Origin of the sequence: Bacillus sp. MYb209, from assembly GCF_002975175.1 — a bacterium.
Classification (GTDB): Bacteria; Bacillota; Bacilli; order Bacillales; family Bacillaceae_G; genus Bacillus_A.
On sequence record NZ_PCNZ01000030.1, the window covers coordinates 23,642 to 42,910 of the forward strand.

Consider the following 19,269-nt stretch of genomic DNA (forward strand, 5'->3'; position numbering starts at 1 on the left):
GTAGATCCGCCAGTAGATCCACCAACGGATCCAGAAAAGCCGAAACCGCCAGTAGATCCACCAACGGATCCAGAGAAACCGAAACCGCCAGTAGATCCACCAACGGATCCAGAGAAACCGAAACCGCCAGTAGATCCACCAACGGATCCAGAGAAACCGAAACCACCAGTAGATCCACCAACGAATCCAGAGAAACCGAAACCACCAGTAGATCCGCCAACGGATCCAGAGAAACCGAAACCGCCAGTAGATCCGCCAACGGATCCAGAGAAACCGAAACCACCAATAGATCCACCAACGAATCCAGAGAAGCCAAAGCCGCCAGTAGATCCAGAGAAACAAACAGAGCCGAAGAAACCAACAAATCCAGAGAAGCCAACAGAATTAAATAAACAAGAGTCAAAATCAGATGTAACGGTTTAAAGGGGGATTCGCTTACCCATGTATAAGGATAAAATCTCAATTAAATATAAGTTAGCTGAAAAAAAAGTACTCATTCCATTGAGTACTTTTTTATTTGTTGGAATGTTTTTAATCGCTAATTTTTTACTCAGCTTATCTTTAGAGCTGATAGAAACAACATTTAGTGATTTATTACACCCAAAACCATTTCATATGGAGGTAGGATTTCTTTTTCGGATGCCAATTGCAGAACATCCAATTTATTACTTGCTTGTTTTCCTTGTAGTGATTGGAACCATTGCAAGAACGGTGTACAAACTGAAATCTTCTTTTAAAAATTTAAATAATCATCAGAAAGGGTCTAGTCGCTTTATAACAGTTGAAGAGTTGAAAAAGCAGTACCGAGCTGTACCAGATCGAGAGGAATCATTTAAAGGTGGCGGTGGTGTTGTTATCTCTCGACTAGGTGACAAGGTATTTATTGATGATAGCCCGGTAAACAATTTAATCATTGGTATAACACGCTCTGGTAAAGGGGAAACTTATGTATTTCCTACAATTGATGTCTATTCTAGAGCGGAACATAAACCATCATTAATACTGAACGATCCCAAGGGCGAACTATTTAGTGCCTCAAAAGAAACTTTGGAAAAACGAGGGTATCACATTGAAGTCTTAAATTTGTTAAACCCACTTGATTCTATGAGTTATAACTTGTTGCAGCTTGTCAAAGATGCCTATAAAGATGGGGATTATTCAACGGCACAGGCATTATGTAAAACACTCTCTCACACTTTATATTACAACCCAACTGTAAAAGATCCTTTTTGGCAACAGTGCGCTATGAGCTTGTGTAACGCCATGATATTAGCAGTTACAGATAAATGCATTGCGGAAGGTACAGAAGAAAAAATCACAATGTATGCAGTTGCAAATATGTTATCAGAACTTGGTTCAAAAGAGGTAATCGTAGATCCAAAGGCAGATCCACAAAATGCATTAGATTTATACTTTGAAGGTTTGCCAGCAGATAGTGTAGCGAAAATGCAATATGCAACCTCAAACTTCTCGAAAGGAACGACACGAGGCGGAATCTTCACCCAAACAATGAACGGACTCTCTATCTTTACGTTCGATGAAATTGCAAAAATGACTTCGAAAAACAGTGTGGATTTAAAATGTGTAGGGTTTGGAAAAACGATAAAAGGAAAAGTAACATCTAGAAAACGAGTAGAAATTGTATTTCCGGATGGCTCAAAGGAGTCTATCAAAGCAGATATTACAGGGCGTTTTGCATTGGATTTTAAGCAAGTAGTAAAAGTTGGGGATACAATCCAATTTAATGAAAAGGGAAATGATAAAAAGAAAACATCTATTTCTATTACGAAAATAGATGAAAAGACTGGTCAGACAGAATTTAAAGTAGTAGAAGAAAATGAAGATATACAAGTAATAACAATGGATTATTTCGATAAACCAGTGGCTATTTTTATGATTACACCAGATTTTGATTCTTCAAATCATGTCATTGCTTCTATTTTTGTAAGACAGCTCTATTTCATATTAGCCAAGGGTGCATCCCTTGCTCGTGGAGGGAAATGTCACCGTGAGGTGGTTTTTTGCCTCGATGAGTTTGGAAATATGCCGAGTATTGAAGGAATGGCAAATATTATTACGGTTTGTCTCGGTAGAAATGTTCGCTTTAACCTTGTGATCCAGGCATATGCACAATTGAAAAATAAATATGGTGAGGATGCAGATACCATTGATGGAAACTGTGGGAATACGATCTACATTCTAACAAACGATCAAGAAACAGCCGAAAAAGTGTCCAAAAAGTTGGGGAATAAAACAATTAACCTACCTTCCCGAAGTGGAAAAGGTCTTTCTACTGATAAAAATAAAACGGAAGGTCTAGATCAACGACCACTGTTAACATCAAATGAACTTATGAATTTTAAAGAAGGAGAAAGTGCCGTTATTCGTGTTATAAAACGTCAGGATAATAACCGAAAACGTATCAGACCTCGACCAATTTATAATACGAAAGAAACAGCCTTAAAATACAGATGGGAGTACTTAGGAGTAGAGTTCGATACAGATAAATCTATTTTAGATATAGATATTGATTCCCTACATGATGATGTAAATCCGAAAACACTCGTTGTAGATTTTCTAGGAGAAAGAAAGGAAGAACAAATTGAGAAAGAAACATCAGAACCAGAACAAGAAGCTTCTACCCAAGTAGAGACACCGCAACCAATAGAAGAACCAACAGTGATGGGAATTGATGAAGATATTCCCGAAGAGGCGTTTCAGCAGGAAGATAGCCCGTTTGATTCCCTCTCCATTGAAAATTGGAAAGAAAAAACGGTTAATGAATTTTTCGAATCTGATTTAGCGGTTTTGAAACTGGTTGATAAGTTTTTTTTAGCACAGTTAGGCAAATCAATAGATGAAGTTGAAAATCAAGAAATGGGCGAGTTTTACAGTGAATTTCAAATGTTAGCTCACAATGACCACATCGACAAAAGTGTTTATCAAGCAGTCGAAAATAAGATTAATCGAATCTTACGTGATTTAGAAGAAAAAGAACAAGTGACGAGTTAGAAAAGCACTCAAATGATTGAGTGCTTTTTTGAATCCAAACTAAAGGAGGAAGAGGGAATGTGCTTACCGACAATAACGGATAAAATGCAATTGATTTTAGATAGTTACTCGCCATTTGTAACAGAAGAAAATGAGGTCATTCTTGGTCTAGAAGATGCGGTTCTTTTCCTTTCAGTAGATAGGGAACAAAAAGGGAAATTGATTATTCGTATTGACAGACTGAATGAAAGAGTGAATTGGACAGCAAAGGAAGTATTAGGGCAGTAGTAAGCAAGAGAGGAGGATAAATAGTGAAAGATGAAGAGATTTTAAAGGTTTTAGAAGAGTTCTCGGATTATCTTCAAGTTGGGGACATCGTTAATTATGTATTGCGCTGGATAGGATGGTTCTTAATTGTCGGCCTATCTTTAGTTGTAGATGCCTTAGAAGGTGTTACAGATGCCATACTAGGGATTAAAGGGTTCTTTAATTCCCCGCAGATACAAGAGTTTGTTGATATGTTATATCCAGTGTTCGTCGTTCTTTTAGCCATATCTTTTTTATATATTGGCTACATGTTCATTATGAACAAACAAATGAACCGTTCTCAAATTATCATTAATATTTTCATTACTTTGTGTGTGCTTTGCTTGCTAAGTACTGGTATGACAAAGGTTGATAAGTTCACAGATGATGCAATTGCGGTTGTAAAATCCGAACAAAAAGGCTCTTTGAGTGATGAAATTATTAAGAAAAACATAACTGATATCGCAGTAATAGATCAAAACGGATGGAAGAAGAAAGAAGATTTAAGTCCGAAAAATCATATTCCAGAAAAAAACATTAGGCAAATTGATATTACGGAAAAAATAGATAAAGACTTTGAGTTTGCAAAGGATAAGGAGTTATCTGAAGGTGGTCAAGATATCCTCAAAAATAAAAGGGTAATGGATGGGTTAGGGGTCGCTTCTTTAGCAGAATTGAAAGATGGCTGGTTTGATTTCTTTCCAGAAAAGTATTATCGCTGGCATTGGAATTTTTGGAATATATTCTTTACCTTACTGATAACAGGCGTAACATTGTTATTGGTAAGTATTAAGTTAGCTAGATTATTTTATGAGTTGGCTTTTAACTACCTGTTAGCCAATATTTTGGCACCAGCCGATGTAGCGAATGGTCAAAAGTTAAAAGCAGTTTTATCAAATATACTCAATATATTTGTAGCAACAATCATGATTTTCCTATCTTTGAAGCTATATATAATGGGAACAGCGTTTCTCCATGACAAATTAAGTGGTGTGCCGTATCTTATTGCGTTAGCCGCATTTAGTATGGCAGTTCTAGATGGTCCAGCAGTAGTGGAAAGGTTATTTGGGATAGATATTGGATTAAAGAGCAGTTGGGGCATGTTGGCAGGTGGTTTCGCACTTGGTAAAGGAATTGGTGGTCTTGCAAATTCAAAACCAATGAAGGGTCTAGGAAATATGATTGGAAAAGGGGCAAAAGGTGCAGCGCAAGGAACTGGTGTTGCAGCAGCTAAAACAGCAAGTGCGGCAGCGATGGCAACAGGAGGCATGGCTGGTCTCGTAAGTGGTTTGAAAAAAGGAAATGAGTCCGAAAATAAAGAGTCCTTGCAAGATCAAATGAAAAAAGCGGATCAGAAGAAAGCAAATGGTAATGATTTAGCAAATAAAGAAAAAGAAAAAGGTAACTTAAATAAGGAAGAAGATAAAAAGAATGGTGGTACGCCATCTATTCAAGAAGATATGAAAAAAGAAGGGAATGAAAACCCAGGGGTAGCAAATGGGCAAGAATCGGGAACAACAATTCTTCAAGATGAAATGAAAGAAGCTGGAAAAGCAAATGGAGCGAGTGAAGGAAGTCAAACAGCAGGAGCGGTAAGGCAAGGAGCGAGTGAAGGAAGTCAAACAGCAGGAGCGGTAAGGCAAGGAGCGAGTGAAGGAAGTCAAACAGCAGGAGCGGTAAGGCAAGGAGCGAGTGAAGGAAGTCAAACAGCAGGAGCGGTAAGGCAAGGAGCGAGTGAAGGAAGTCAAACAGCAGGAGCGGTAAGGCAAGGAGCGAGTGAAGGAAGTCAAACAGCCGGAGCGGTAAGGCAAGGAGCAAGTGAAGGAAATCCAACGGCAGGAACAGTAAGACAAGGAGCAAGTGAAGGGAATCCAACAGCCGGAACAGTAAGACAAGGAGCAAGTGAAGGAAATCCAACAGCCGGAGGAGTAAAACAAGGAGCGAGTGAAGGAAGTCGAACACCGGGAACAGTAAGACAAGGAACAAGTGAAGGAAGTCAAACACCAGGAACAGTAAGACAAGGGGCGAGTGAAGGAAATCCAACAGCCGGAGCGGTAAGACAAGGAGCAAGTGAAGGAAGTCAAACATCAAGACCAGTACCAAGCGGAGGAAGCCCGGCACCAGTAGAAGCATCAAGACCAGTATCAAGCGGAAGTAGCCCAGCACCAGTAGAAGCATCAAGACCAGTACCAAGCGGAGGAAGCCCGGCACCAATGGAATCGCCAAGATCAGTGGCAAGTGGAAGTAGCCCGGCACCTGTGGAATCGCCAAGATCAGTAGCAAGTGGAAGTAGCCCGGCATCAGCCGATATCGTAACGGTGACACATAGTAGCCCAAGTGTTCCTTATGAAAGTGATAAAGAAGTGGCAGCAAGTAGTAGTCATGAAACACGTACATTAGGACAATATGCAACGGATACAGTTAAAAAAGGTTATAACTCCACTACATCCTCTGTTAAGCAAACAGTAAAAGGGGTTCAAGAACGAATCAATAATTCAGAAACGGTACAAAATACAAAGCGTTTTTATCAGATGGGTCAAAATACAGGTAAAGGTTGGAGAGATATAGTGAACAAAAATAAAAATAATACGGATAAAAAATAAGCGTAATCGTACGCTTATTTTTTATTGTCGAAAAGGAGGGAATTCCGATGAGAAGCTATCGGATTCCGAAGGAAATCAGTACAGAATTACGGATTAATAAAGTGCTTTATTTAATAGACTTCTTTTTATTAATTGGTTTATTAGTTGTAACGATGATTCTTAGGAATTTCGTACATGATTCCTTTCAGTTACCATTTGTTATTTTCATGGCAGCTATTGCAATTATCATGATATGGCGACCAAGTACGAATCCTCAAAAACGAATGTATGAAGTGTTGATTATTACATTGCTAAGAAGAAAAGGTGCATATTGTGCCATTGATAACGATCAATAAGGGAGGGGTCACATATGGCGTTATTCAGCGAAAAAGATGTAGAAAAAGAGAAACCAAAACAAATAGAAAAACCGATCAAAAAGGCATTTCGTTTTAATGAAAAACAGTTAGAAACAACACTTTCCGAGCCGAAAGATATTGTTAAGGTGGTACCCACAAAAAAGAAAGAGGAAGAAAAACCAAAGGCAGAAAATAAAGCAAAAAAACAAAAAAAAGAAAAACCAAAGAAAGATGTTTTGAAAAAGAAAAACCCGAAACTTCTAGGATTTTTCTCTAGAAAAAAGAAAGAAGCACCACCAAAGGTGAAGAAAAGTATTGCGGAAATTATGCAAATTATAGACATGACGGAGGACGGCATATTTGAGTTGAAAAATGAAGAGTTTTTAGAAATTCTTCAAGTGGAAGGTGACGATATGTTCTCTAAGAATAGCGATGAACAAGCATTTGTTATTTTCTCACATGCGTATTTTTATCAAGCCTACAAACAGTCAATTAAACTCGTTTTTTTAAACTTCCCATGTCAAACAACCGAACAACAACGATACATGGAGAAGAAAATTAAAGAATGCACCAGTCCTTTGTATGAACGAATTTTAAATCAGAAGTTAAAAGAACTTCAGTTTTTAGAATGGGGCAGAACAAATCGTGAAGCCTTCTTATTTATTTACGGAGAAACGGAATTAATCGTAAAAGAACGTGTGGATGCAGCAAAGCGATATATTAAACGCTCTACCGAGCTATTAGAGGTGGATGAAGAGAAAAAGTTGGAGCTTATGTTTAAATTGTTTAATCAAAATGCAAAATTAGGAACGAAAAATATATGGTAGTAAGGGGGAAACAATATGTTTGCGTTCAAAAGTAAAAAATCTAAAAAAGAAAAACAAGAAGAACTAAAAAAGAAGAAAGGTTACAACCCCTATTTAGTGGCTAGAGTTCAACCACAAGGGGGAATCAGCTTTAAAGAAAGTTATGTGCAAACAGGTGATGGACTAGGTACTTGTATTCATGTTTTTGACTATCCAACAGAAGTAAATGATTTTTGGTTAGAACAAATTATGAATATGCCAAATGTGATTACAACATTAGATGTAATGAGTGATGATCGAAAAGAAGTCGTTGAATCGATTAATAAATCCATGAGTGAACAAAGTGTACGGCATGATACAGCAAAGGATAATATAGATCGAATTGATGCGAAAAATGAATTTTTAGAGCTGGAAGCTTTATATACGGATTTGAAACAAGGTGAGGTCATGAAACGTATTCATATCCGTATCTATGTTTCTGCCAGAACTTTAGATGAGTTAGAAAAACAAGTAAAAGAAATCATGGAAACATTAGAGTCTTATAACTTTCGAGGAGCTGTCTTTTTAAATGAACAAGAGTATGAATGGGATGCACTCGTAACGAGCTTTGATACACAAAAAAATTATGTGAACCGAAGAAAGGGAAAAGAAATTCCGGCAGTCAGTTTGGCTGGTGGGTGTCCATTTCACTACTCTTATTTGCATGATCCATACGGTACGTATTATGGAACAACGAAAACAAAAGGAAATGTTATTTTTGATATTTTTCATAAAGACGAACAAAGAAAGTTTTATAACGGTGTAATGATTGGAAAGCCTGGTGCTGGAAAATCAACATTACTAAAAAAGAAATCAGTAGACTATGCAAGTAAAGGTCATTTTATTCGTATTTTTGATATTGTAGGTGAATTCGAGGAAACAGTACGTGATCTGAACGGGAAAACAATTGCATTAGATGGTTCGCAAGGTCAAATTAACCCACTTCAAGTATATAAGACAGCAGAACTTGAAGAAGTTAGTTTCACTCAACATCTATCTAAACTGACAATTTTTTATCGATTCATTGCGCCAGAAGCAAAAGATGATGAAATTAAAGAATATGAAAATTTGCTTCGTAAATTATATATTCGAATGGGATTATGGAATGATGAAAAAGGAGCGAAAAATGAAATTACAACAAGAAAACCAAATGAGTATCCCATTTTCTCAAACTTTTTATCTTTTGTTCGTGATGAATTATATGAGAATGTAGAAAATAGAAAACACCATGAGAATTTAGGAGAAAGCAGAAAACACCATGAGCATTTAGGAGAAAGCAGAAAACATCGTTTAGAGTTGATTGAATTAAATCTTGTAAATTTAGTAGAAGCATATGCACAATTATTTGATGGTCATTCCACTATTGAAAACTTTAAAAAAGAACAAGTTGTATCGTTTTCCTTACGAAACATTTCAAATTTTAAACCGGAAGTATTCCAAGCACAAATTTTTAATGTTTTTAATTTAATATGGGATGAAATGATATCCAATGGTGCGCCACAATTAGAGGCATATACTAAACAACAACTTGCTTTTGAAGATGTAATTCGTTATTTCATTATTATTGACGAGGCGCATCATATCATAAACACGAAAAAAGAAAGCGCTCATGCTTTACAATTTTTAACTAAATTTAGCCGAGAAGATCGAAAATATTTTGCAGGGCTTTTATATGCAAGTCACACGATTCGAGATTTTGTACCGGAAGGATCTTCACAAGAAATGATTGATGAAATTAAAAAGCTATTTGAACTTACACAGTACAAATTTATCATGCAACAAGATAATAACAGTTTAGATATGTTACGAAAAGTTTTTGCTGGACAGTTAAGTGAAAGTGAAATTGCAGCGATTCCACATTTACCAACAGGGGATGTCATTTTAAGTATTGGAGCTGTAAAAAACATTCACTTTCATGTAGAAGTAACAGATGAAGAATTGATGTTATTCGGGGGAGGTGCTTAATACCATGCATCTGGTTTTAAAGATCATACCAAAGAAATGGCTCATCACTTTAGCGTTAATTGTGATGGGTCTTTTTTCTTTTCTTTTACTTGGAGTCGTTAGTATTTTCATTGCAGCAATGGGAAGTGATAGTGGAACAGGAACAGACACGGGTGACATTACGTATACAGGTGAAGGGCAAGTGATGAATGTATCGCCCGAAGTTTTGAAATGGGAACCTACGATTCGTAAGTATGCGAAAGAGTTTGGCGTGGAACCCTTTGTCGCTTTAATGCTTGCCCAAATGATGCAAGAAAGCGGAGGGCGTGGTAGTGATCCGATGCAGAGTTCTGAAGGGGCATTTAATACGAAATATTGTAAATCACCAAACTGTATTACAGATCCTGACTATTCTATTTGGGCTGGTGTACAGGAGTTTAAACATGCGATAGAAAGAGCCGGAGTAACGAGTCCAGGAGACATGGACCATATCAAAACAGCACTTCAAGCTTACAATTTCGGGACAGGATTTTTTGACTTTATTGGTGCAAATGGTGGCAAGTATACGAAAGAATTAGCTATTAAATTTTCACAACAACAATATCAAAAAGTGAAACATACGGGCATGTATCGTTGTGTAAGGCCAGAGATGATACCCTACTCCGCGTGCTATGGCGACGCGCTTTATGTTGATGCCGTTTTGAAATATTATCAACCAGGTTCTGTCGTTTCTGGTGGAGGAGGAAATCCAGGAAGTGGAGGAAGTAGCGGTTCAAAAGTTGCTGATGTAGGTCGTCAATGGATAGGGCGTTCTACGTATGTATTTGGTGGAGGACGTAATACAAATGACATTGCAAGAGGGATATTTGATTGTTCAAGTTTTGTACGTTGGGCATTCGAGCAAGTAGGGATGAATGTTAGTCCAATGGGAGCTGTAAGCACGGAAACATTAAATAAAATCGGTACAAAAGTATCGGTAAATGATATGAAACCGGGTGACGTTATTTTCTTTGATACCTACAAACATGACGGACACGTTGGCATTGTAATTGATAAAAATACTTTCATTGGATGCCAAACGAATAAAGGTGTTTCCATTGAAGATTTAAATAATCCGTATTGGAAAAAAGTCTTTTCTGGTCATGTAAGAAGGTTTTAAAAACCGAAAGAATAGGAGACTGAAAGAATGAAAGATAAACGAAAATCTTTGTTTATTGTGTTTGTCATTTTAGTTGTAGGTGTGACAGCTTTTAATATCTATTTGAGCAAAAAATCAATGAGTGATGGCAAAGAAAAACAGTTAAAACTTTCAAATGAATTACTAACAAAACAAAATGAAGACTTAAAAAAACGACTGGATAAGGTGCTTCCTTCCGCACAGGAACAACAGAGAAGGGCGTATTTATCGACAGCCGAAACGTTTATACAATTATCATTTCATCGAGAAAAAGAAGGGTACAGTGAACGAAAAGAAAAAGCAAAATCCATTATGAGTGAAGAACTTTTGCAACAATTCTATCCCACTGATAAATACGAATTAGGAGATACCTATAAAACGAAACCAATAGAAATGAAGTTTTATTTACAAGAACATGAACCCGATAAAGAAGAAGTAAATGTGTTAGCTGAATTTATAAATGTCACGACAGATTCAACGCAAAATCGAGAAGAAAAAGTAAACAATGTGTTGCGAATCATCATAAAAAAAGAAAAGGAAACATGGCGAGTTATAAGTGTGGAAGAGTTAAATGTGAAAGTTGTATAACGAAAAAGGTGGGGTGAGAATGTGATAGGTGCAATCAGTAAGAAGAGTGAAAGAATTAATTTGAGAAGAAATAAGTCGTGGATCTACCTAGCAATTATCAGCTTTCTATTTATCGGTTTTTTCGCTTTCTTGATATCTAAAATTTACATGCCGAACGATGAAAAACTATTCCATACGGAAACAAATAAAGTAATCAAGTTGTCGGGGATGGGAAAATTGATTGTAGAGCAAAGGGAATATAATCCACATAAAAACTTCATAGAAATTCGATTTCGAATAGAAGGATATGAGGAAACAGGATTTACGTTTAAGGCACAAGAAAAAGGAAAGCCAGGTGTTCAATTACCTGTCAAAGTGTTGTATGAAGAGAACGGAAATTACGTGATAGAAGTCAAAGAATTATCTCCAAATTGGGGAGCTTTAGCTTTAGATATTTACAATAAAAACAGTGAAAATGAACAAATGGATATTCGGAAGTTTACACAAGATGTTAACGAATACGAAGAAGAAAATACAAGTACAAAGAGTCCCAATAAACTTGTTCAGACGATTTTTACCGATCAAAGAAAAACAAAAGCAAATGATGAATTGTTAGCTGAAGATAAAAAAACATATGAGCTAGATTTTATAGAAATAGACAAAAAAGATATTGAAACAAAGATCAAAAATTATGAGAAAGCAATCAAGCTTGAAGAAGAAAATGCGAAGACAGTTTATGAAAAAGTAAAAGAACTAAAAGATGAAATGAAGTACCAAACCGAAGCGGAAAAAACAGAAACACAATCAAAAATAGCATCCTTAGAATCTAAAATAAAATCATCAGAAAAGAACGTTGAATTGTTTAAAGGGGAACAAAAAATTGCACGAGATAAGATCAAAAAATTAGAGCAAAAGGCACTAGAAATTAATAAAAACTGAAAAAAGACATAGGGACATGGTGGGGACATTGAGGGAAAACAAGGGGACACGGAAGGGACATTGAGGAAAAATAAAGGGACGTGATGGGGACATTAACGGAAAATATGGGGAAGTAATGGGGACATTCAACTTCTTTCCTTGTTCCCATCGTTTTGCTAGGCTCCGCCTAGCTTCACACCATAGGTGGGAACAAAAACCCCTTATGCTCTTCTCACTATTTTTTGATCTCTACCCACAATTGCAGAAAGGAGAGGGAAAAGTGGAAATCAGAATTAGAGAAGTAGATCCAATTGCCGTAAAGAAAATAGATGAAATTGCAAAGAGGAAAGGATTATCCAGGCAGAAATTTTTGAAAGACCAAATTGAAATGCTGGCATTTTTTCAGCAACAAAATAAAAGAGAAATGGAATTAGAAAATATCATTCAAAAGAATATCCATATGATGAATGATTGTTATAGCGAAATGAAAAAAATGAATGAGTTTATTCAAATCATGATGCAGGATGATGAAAATGAGTAATGGGGTTCCTGTTCAATCGTCCAGCACACCAGGTGTTGTATTAAAAACAAAATTTGTGTTACCAAGTTCGGATGCCTTTCAGAACTATATTGAGTATGTAGATCGGGAAGAAGCAAAAAGTGAAGTGAAGCTCAATCCGAAAATGTTTGAAACGTATCAAGAATATATGGGGAATCCAGAAAAGACATCGGCACTATTTACGGAACACGCAAATCGTTTAACAGAAAGTGAAAAAAAGTCCTTAAAGGAAATGTTTAAAACCGCTCACGAAAATGGAAGTATTATGTGGCAAGATGTCATTTCTTTTCATAATCCTTGGCTAGAGGAACAAGGCATTTATGATGAGAAAACAAAAACATTAGATGAAAAAAAGTTAATGGATGTGACACGGCTTGCGATGAAGGAAATGCAAAAAAGGGAGGGATTAGAAAAAAGTTCTACCTGGTCGGCAGCCATTCATTTTAATACGGATAACATTCATATTCATGTGGCAACTGTTGAACCATTTCCAACGAGAGAACGTGGAAAAAGAAAACCAAAAACATTGGATGCGATGAGGGGAAAAGTTGTAAATAATCTGTTAGATCGTACGCAGGAACAAAAACAAATTAATGATTTGATTCGAAACAACATGGTTGGAAGTAAAAAAGAAGATTCCGTTTTTGATTGGCGCAATCAACATTTGAAACCATTGTTTTTACAAATCTATAAACAGTTACCAAGTGATAAAAGACAGTGGCAATATAGTTACAATACCATTCAGCCATTGAAGCCGGAAATTGATGAATTAAGCAGGCGATATATTCAACATCATCATAAAAAAGATTACGATCAGTTTCTCCAAAAGTTAGATAAAGAAGTGCAAGTTTTTAAAGAAGCATACGGAGAAGGCAAGTATGATAAGAAGCAATATGAAAATTATAAGACGAATAAAATCAATGACCTGTATAAAAGAATGGGGAACGCTTTTTTACAAGAAATGAAGGCATACGATAAAGAACAAAAGAGAATCCATCACATGAAAAAATCAAAGCCGTTTCAAAAATTTCAACAGAATGTATCTATACAGTATTCCATGAAGAAAGTGGAGCGTGCTTTTAAAAGTGAATATGAAAGTTGGAAAAACCAAAAGTATTATGAGCGGATGCAAAGGGAAAATGCATATGAAAACGAAAGGGGTTAGATTATGGGGAATGAAAAGGTACGAATGAAGTTATCATTGAGTGAAAACGTCCATCATTATGTTCAAGAGTATATGGAGGAAAATAATATTACACATCCTGGTGATGCCATATCTAAAATTTGTATGGAACATCAAGCATCCAAAAATACTGAATGGTCATTGAATTATGTCTCTGAAATTGTGTCAAAAAATCTACACGATGTATTGAAAAGTGAGTTAACAAAAATACGTCTTGGTGCAAATAGTGCGGATAGAAATACGCAAATTTTAATTGAGTTATTGAATGGATATTTCTTTTTAGAGGGTGTAGATAGCATTATTACGACTGATAAACAGGAGATGGAAAGTGTGAAGATGGCAAAGAAAACTGTGGAAGAACGAATTAGTCATGCAAGACAAAAACGTTTAGATCATGAGGCATCAAAGAACAATGTAACATAATCTACATTGTTCTTTTTTATAAAAAAATAGGAGGTTATTAGGATGTTGTTATTTCATGAAGATATTGCATTAGGAGTTATTAAAGAAATTGGAGAAGGTGAACTCGTTTTACTTGTAAAAGATGAAGAACTAACAATCAAAATTACACGAGAACAAGAGGAAGAACTTGCAGTTCATGTTATGAATCAAGAGAATATGTTAGTTCCGGTTAACCTAAAAACACATGCGCTTTTCTTTGATACAACTGAAAGATGGAATGAAGAAGACATGGAGGAATTGCAAAGAGCAAGTGAAAGAGTAGGAGAAGATCATGAGTAAAAATTATAAGAAAAAGTATCAAACGAAATCACCGGAAGAAAAGAAAGAAGCGGTGCAAGCTTTAACAAAAAAGATGGAAAAAAGCATAGAAGGCTATTTTCGTACACCAGGAGATATGAAAGATTATTTATCGTTTATGGCAAAGTTTTATCACTATTCACCATCTAATATTTCATTAATACAGAGTCAATTTGAAGGAGCCAGGGCAGTTGGTTCCTTTTCTTTTTGGAAAGAAAAAGGGTTTGCGGTTAAGAAGGGTGAGAAAGGAATCCAGATCCTTGTTCCAAACAGAACTGTAGCAAAATTTAAAAACAAAGAAGGCACTTGGAAAACAGTAACTAAAGCAAATGAGGAAGAGAAGAAACAAATTGAATCTAAAAGCGTAGAAGTGATACCTGGTCGCTTATATTTTGCTGTCGGTCATGTGTTTGACTTGTCTCAAACAAACGCAAAAGCGGAAGATCTACCTCGTATTTTTCCGAATCGTTGGCTAGAAGGGAGCGTTACAGACTACCAGAGTTTGTATAAAGGAATGGAAGCCATTGCGGAAAAAAATGGTGTAAAAATTATTGAGCCGAAGCAAGAACTTGGGGTCGCAAAGGGAGTTAGTTACACCTTAACAAAAGAGGTTGCTTTGAATCCTAGAAACAGTGAATTACAAAATGTAAAAACACTTCTTCACGAATTGGCGCATGCCAAACTTCATACAGCAGAGACACATATGAATTACACAGCACCAGAAAAAGAGTTTCAAGCAGAAATGACAGCTTATGCCGTTTCTTCTTATTTTGGGATTGATACAAGCGAATATTCGTTAGGATATTTAGCGAGCTGGACACAAGGAAAAGAAATGAAAGATAAAACCAAGTTGTTGAAAGAAGTACATGAAACTTCGATTGAATTTATTGAAACAATTGAAAATACGTTAGAAAAGGAAAAAGAAAAAACTAATGAAAAGGGAGTAGATAATATGTCAAAACAAGTGTCTGATAATGGAAAAGAGCATGTAGTGACAGTTGAAATATTAGATAAGGATATAAAAGACGGTGAATTTGCAAAATTACACATGGTGGATGCAGAAACCAAAGAAGCTTATCATATGGCAATTTATGATCCGGGTGTATTAGACCGTGATGAATTTTATAATGGCGAAAGGGACGTTTCTAATATTGAACATATTTTTAAAGGAGATGTTTATGAAAAAGTAAAAGATACTCTCCTTGATGGAAACGAAAGTCAATCATTTACTGTACGTGAAGAAGATATGCTTATTACTTTAAGTGAGTTAGAACAAGATGATCGATACGCTATTTTATTTAATACAGAAAAATATGAAGCGGCTAAAATAAAAGAAAATGAAAAGCAAAATGAAAATGGAGAACAGAATGAAAGTGAAAAAAATATTTTACTAGTGGAATACATGAGTTTAAGTAACACGACACACGAACTCGTTTCTGTTAACCATTTAAGAGAACAAGCAGATAAAAATCGAGCGTTTGAGCCTGTAGAAGGTGCAGAAAAATTGAGTGATAAAGAATTTATTGAAGCATTTAACGAGGTGAATCAAGAAAAGTATGCAGCACTAAATCAGGATGAAATTAATCGTCCTACTATGTTAGTTCAATGGAGCGACAACGAAAGTTTTAAAAATAATCAACTGATCCCATTTGGAGAAGCCAATGAAAAAATGGCTGAAGTCATTTCAAGTATTGAAAAAGCAAGAGAAGAAGCTAAAGAAAGAGGTCAAACCATCCCTTACGATCAAGCTCGTTATCATATTGCCATTCCAAAAGAAGTGGATAGGGATTTTGGGAGAATGGAGCTTGTTAGTATGGATCGTATGAATATGGGAGATGGGGACTACAAGACACCGTATGAACAAGTATTAAACGAGAAAAGGTATCTATCGGATGTAGTGAAACAATCGTTACGAGATGAGGTAGTGAATCATAGAAATAACAAAGAAATACCGATGGAAAAAGCACAGGAAAGTACATTAGAAAAATCGAAAGAGACACCCAATCACTTAGTTACAATTGAAGTATTAGCAAACGGTATGCAAGATGAAGAACTTGCAAGAATCCATATGATGGATGCTGTTACGAAAGATATAAATTATTTGTCTGTATGGAATCAAGATAAAACAGATCGGGACGATTTATATGTTTCCCTAATGGAAAATAACGGGAACCGAGAAAATGTCTATTTAGATAACATTTTGAAACCAGATTTATATGAAAAGGTTCAAAGTTCTATCTTTGATGGAAGAGGAAACTTGTCATTTGTTGTTTATGAAAAAGATGCAAATATGAGTCTAGATGAAATCGTAAAAGATGAACGATATGGACTCTTAGTTGATAAAGCGGAGGCACAAAAAGATTACTCATTTAATGAAAAAGAAGTGGAATTATATAAAGAAATGAAGACGGAGGGATATGCACCTATTGCTTCTCTAGATCAACAAATTCAGCCTTTAAAAGAAAAGGAGCCAACTACGTTAGATAAGGATTTAAGCCGAAAATTCGAAGCATACAGACGTTCACAATATGAAGAAACACCAGATAATATTGATAGTATTGTCACTCGTGTAAAAGCTGAAGAACGGTATTATACAACGAAATATGTTTCGATTGATAATGAGCTGGTAAGCCAGGAACACGTTGTGAAATTAGAAAACCAAGTGGATGAGAAGCTTGGGAAAGAAGGAATAACGATGAATCAGTCTACAACTTCAAAGGAAATGGAGTTTGATAAAAAATTTCAGCCATTGAACGGAAAACAAACGAATAGTAAAGAAAAAGATAAGGAGCCAGAGCCTGGTAATGTAGAGCAGTCGAAGGCTACAAAGAAATCAAGTAGAAAAAGAGAAACAATGGAAATGGAACGATGAAAAATTTTATAGCAGGAACACCAGATTAAATCATTTTTTGTTACTCAATTGAGATAACGGAGAGTGATTTTTTTATATCTAAAAATGAAAGAGGGTAAAAGTAAAAGTAAAAGTAAAAGCCCTCTTTCTTGTTTATAGAACGAAAGGAGTGAATGTCATGAATGTATGGCTATTTGCGGGCTGTATGTTCCTTGTAGCAGTCTTTTTGAACATGTTGCTATTATTTGGTCACAGAATGATAAAAAAGCGGAAAAACATGAAATGGAAGCGTAAAACTGAAATTATAGATTAATAGGAGGTACTACGTATGGGAAAAACATTATTTATTGCTGAAAAGCCGAAGGTAGCTGTTGAATTATTAAAATCACCTAGATTTAGAAACTCACAAAAGCATCAAGGTAGTAAACCGTATTATGGCTACTATGAAAATGAAAATTACATTATTAGTTGGTGCCGTGGGCATTTATTAGAGTTAAAACATCCAGAAGAGATGGATGAAAGATACAAAGAATTTAAATTTGATCACTTACCCATTATTTTAGAGCCGGAATATAAAGAGAAATCGGATAGTCTCGAACAAATTCAAATATTAGTTAAGTTGTTAAATCGTCCCGATGTAGATCATGTGGTCAACTCCTGTGATGCAGATAGAGAGGGTGAGCTTATCTATCGTGAATTATATGAATATGCAGGTGTGAACAAGCGAGAATCACGCCTATTTATCTCTTCTTATGAAGCCGCAGAACTAGAGGGAGCCTTGAACCGATTAGAACCAGGAGCAGATTATGAAGGGCTTGCACAATCCGCTAAAGCAAGGCAGTATCTGGACTATATTCTAGGAATTAATGTTACAAGGGGCTGTACATCAAAACTAGCCAGAAACCAATTCTTATTGGCTTCTGGTCGTGTTCAAATGTGTATCTTGAATGAAATCCGTCAAAGGGAAATCGCAATTCAAAACTATAAAGAACAAACCTACTACAATTTGAAGCTATTAACGGAAAACGGTTTATCACCAGTAATGAAAACAGAAGAGCAACTGATAGATCCATCGCCACTACAAAGGCTTGGAGATAGCTTGAAAGAAACGAATGTAATCGTAACGGAATTTAAAGAAAGTACGAGAAAAAAGAAACCAAAATTATTATATAACTTAACGGATATCTACAAAGATGCTCACGCTAAGATGAAGATAAATGCAGAAACAGCAAAAAAACATATTCAGAGTTTGTATGAAGAAGGCTTTATTACTTATCCTCGTTCTTCATCCAGGCACTTACCTACAGAACAAGTGGAACGAGTGAAAGAAGTAATGGCAGCATTAGAAAAAAGCTCCTATGCAAATCTCGTACAACAAGTAATCCCATCTTCTATTACAAAAAAACACACTACATTTAATGATGAATTAGTCAGTAGTCACTTTGCCATCATCTCAACAACAAAATTATATGTCGGGACCAACCGAAATCCATTAGAAAAACAGTTATATGACTTAATTGTAAAACGATTTATCGGGAATTTTATGAAACCAGCAATCTACCTGGTAAGAGAAGTACATTTTATAGATCAAGAGGGCAACACATACAGTACAAAAGAAAAGATCCTACAAGAGAAAGGGTTTCTCAGTGTGTTTCAAGAGGATATAGAAGAGGGATCAGTTGAAGCATTTCAGATACCTATTTTACGAGAAGGAGATTCTTTCAGAATCGTTCAGTATGACTTGATTGAGTCTCGAACTAAGAAACCAGCCTTTCATACGGAAAGTTCCATTTTAACCTTTATGGAGACGGCAGGACGTAAATTGGATGATGAACATTTGAAAGAACTCATGAAAGGAAAACGGATTGGGACAGTCGCAACGGAAGAAACGTTTATTCCGAAACTGTTAGAGAGAAGCTATATTGATGTTACCAACAATCAGATTCAAACCACTAATATTGGTCGTGCGTTTATAGATGCTTTTCCGGTAGATGAAATCAAAAATCCATCTTATACGGCTGAAATGGAAGGGATGATCTACATGATCGAAAAGAAAGAAATGAAATATGAGGAATTTGTAGAGAAAACAAATACGTTTGTAAAAGATACGGTGGAACAATTAGGCGCAATGGATGATAAAGTGTCGGATAGCATTATTAATACCTGGAATCAGCAGATTGAGGTGTGCAAATGCCCTTGTAGAAAAGGAAAAATCCTTCATAAAGGTAATT

At 35.9% G+C, this 19,269-nt stretch carries 16 protein-coding genes and 1 pseudogene; all 17 read left to right on the forward strand.

Features of this window, described 5'->3' with window-relative positions; translation table 11 throughout:
- Positions 1 to 423: pseudogene (locus CQZ94_RS31540) on the forward strand (hypothetical protein); the annotation flags it as partial.
- 18 nt (positions 424 to 441) lie between these two features.
- A complete protein-coding gene (locus CQZ94_RS25995) occupies positions 442 to 3,012 on the forward strand; it encodes a VirD4-like conjugal transfer protein, CD1115 family (RefSeq protein WP_105587771.1) in 2,571 nt (856 codons plus the stop codon).
- 57 nt (positions 3,013 to 3,069) lie between these two features.
- The gene (locus tag CQZ94_RS26000) at positions 3,070 to 3,279 is read left to right on the forward strand and encodes a hypothetical protein (RefSeq protein WP_002191975.1); all 210 of its coding nucleotides are present in this window, start codon (positions 3,070 to 3,072) and stop codon (positions 3,277 to 3,279) included.
- 23 nt (positions 3,280 to 3,302) lie between these two features.
- Complete coding sequence (locus CQZ94_RS26005) at positions 3,303 to 5,900, forward strand: pLS20_p028 family conjugation system transmembrane protein (protein WP_105587772.1); 2,598 nt, start codon at positions 3,303 to 3,305, stop codon at positions 5,898 to 5,900.
- A 47-nt stretch (positions 5,901 to 5,947) separates the two neighbouring features.
- Positions 5,948 to 6,235 (forward strand): DUF5592 family protein, encoded by a 288-nt coding sequence (locus CQZ94_RS26010; RefSeq protein ID WP_002130425.1) that lies wholly within the window; start codon positions 5,948 to 5,950, stop codon positions 6,233 to 6,235.
- Positions 6,236 to 6,249: 14 nt separating this feature from the next.
- Complete coding sequence (locus CQZ94_RS26015; RefSeq protein ID WP_002193603.1) at positions 6,250 to 7,062, forward strand: hypothetical protein; 813 nt, start codon at positions 6,250 to 6,252, stop codon at positions 7,060 to 7,062.
- Positions 7,063 to 7,077: 15 nt separating this feature from the next.
- The gene (locus CQZ94_RS26020; protein WP_105587773.1) at positions 7,078 to 9,045 is read left to right on the forward strand and encodes a VirB4 family type IV secretion system protein; all 1,968 of its coding nucleotides are present in this window, start codon (positions 7,078 to 7,080) and stop codon (positions 9,043 to 9,045) included.
- 4 nt (positions 9,046 to 9,049) lie between these two features.
- The gene (locus tag CQZ94_RS26025; protein ID WP_105587775.1) at positions 9,050 to 10,183 is read left to right on the forward strand and encodes a bifunctional lytic transglycosylase/C40 family peptidase; all 1,134 of its coding nucleotides are present in this window, start codon (positions 9,050 to 9,052) and stop codon (positions 10,181 to 10,183) included.
- A 27-nt stretch (positions 10,184 to 10,210) separates the two neighbouring features.
- Positions 10,211 to 10,789, forward strand: coding sequence for a MerR family transcriptional regulator (locus CQZ94_RS26030; RefSeq protein WP_105587793.1), 579 nt, complete (start codon positions 10,211 to 10,213; stop codon positions 10,787 to 10,789).
- A 21-nt stretch (positions 10,790 to 10,810) separates the two neighbouring features.
- Positions 10,811 to 11,707 carry a hypothetical protein gene (locus CQZ94_RS26035; RefSeq protein ID WP_105587795.1) on the forward strand — a complete coding sequence of 299 codons (897 nt, stop codon included), beginning with the start codon at positions 10,811 to 10,813 and terminating at the stop codon, positions 11,705 to 11,707.
- A 259-nt stretch (positions 11,708 to 11,966) separates the two neighbouring features.
- The gene (locus tag CQZ94_RS26040) at positions 11,967 to 12,227 is read left to right on the forward strand and encodes a hypothetical protein (RefSeq protein WP_002187839.1); all 261 of its coding nucleotides are present in this window, start codon (positions 11,967 to 11,969) and stop codon (positions 12,225 to 12,227) included.
- A complete protein-coding gene (mobP2, locus tag CQZ94_RS26045; RefSeq protein ID WP_105587797.1) occupies positions 12,220 to 13,410 on the forward strand; it encodes a MobP2 family relaxase in 1,191 nt (396 codons plus the stop codon). The genes CQZ94_RS26040 and mobP2 overlap by 8 nt, the downstream gene beginning before the upstream one ends.
- 3 nt (positions 13,411 to 13,413) lie before the next feature.
- A complete protein-coding gene (locus tag CQZ94_RS26050; protein WP_105587798.1) occupies positions 13,414 to 13,851 on the forward strand; it encodes a hypothetical protein in 438 nt (145 codons plus the stop codon).
- A 42-nt stretch (positions 13,852 to 13,893) separates the two neighbouring features.
- Positions 13,894 to 14,169 carry a hypothetical protein gene (locus CQZ94_RS26055; protein ID WP_105587800.1) on the forward strand — a complete coding sequence of 92 codons (276 nt, stop codon included), beginning with the start codon at positions 13,894 to 13,896 and terminating at the stop codon, positions 14,167 to 14,169.
- On the forward strand, positions 14,162 to 17,059 hold the full coding sequence (locus CQZ94_RS26060; RefSeq protein ID WP_105587801.1) for an LPD25 domain-containing protein: 2,898 nt from the start codon (positions 14,162 to 14,164) through the stop codon (positions 17,057 to 17,059). Before CQZ94_RS26055 ends, CQZ94_RS26060 begins: the two co-directional genes overlap by 8 nt.
- A 157-nt stretch (positions 17,060 to 17,216) precedes the next feature.
- Positions 17,217 to 17,351, forward strand: coding sequence for a hypothetical protein (locus CQZ94_RS31970; protein WP_002187831.1), 135 nt, complete (start codon positions 17,217 to 17,219; stop codon positions 17,349 to 17,351).
- Positions 17,352 to 17,366: 15 nt separating this feature from the next.
- On the forward strand, positions 17,367 to 19,269 hold a 1,903-nt coding region (locus CQZ94_RS26065; RefSeq protein ID WP_105587803.1), incomplete at its 3' end, for a DNA topoisomerase.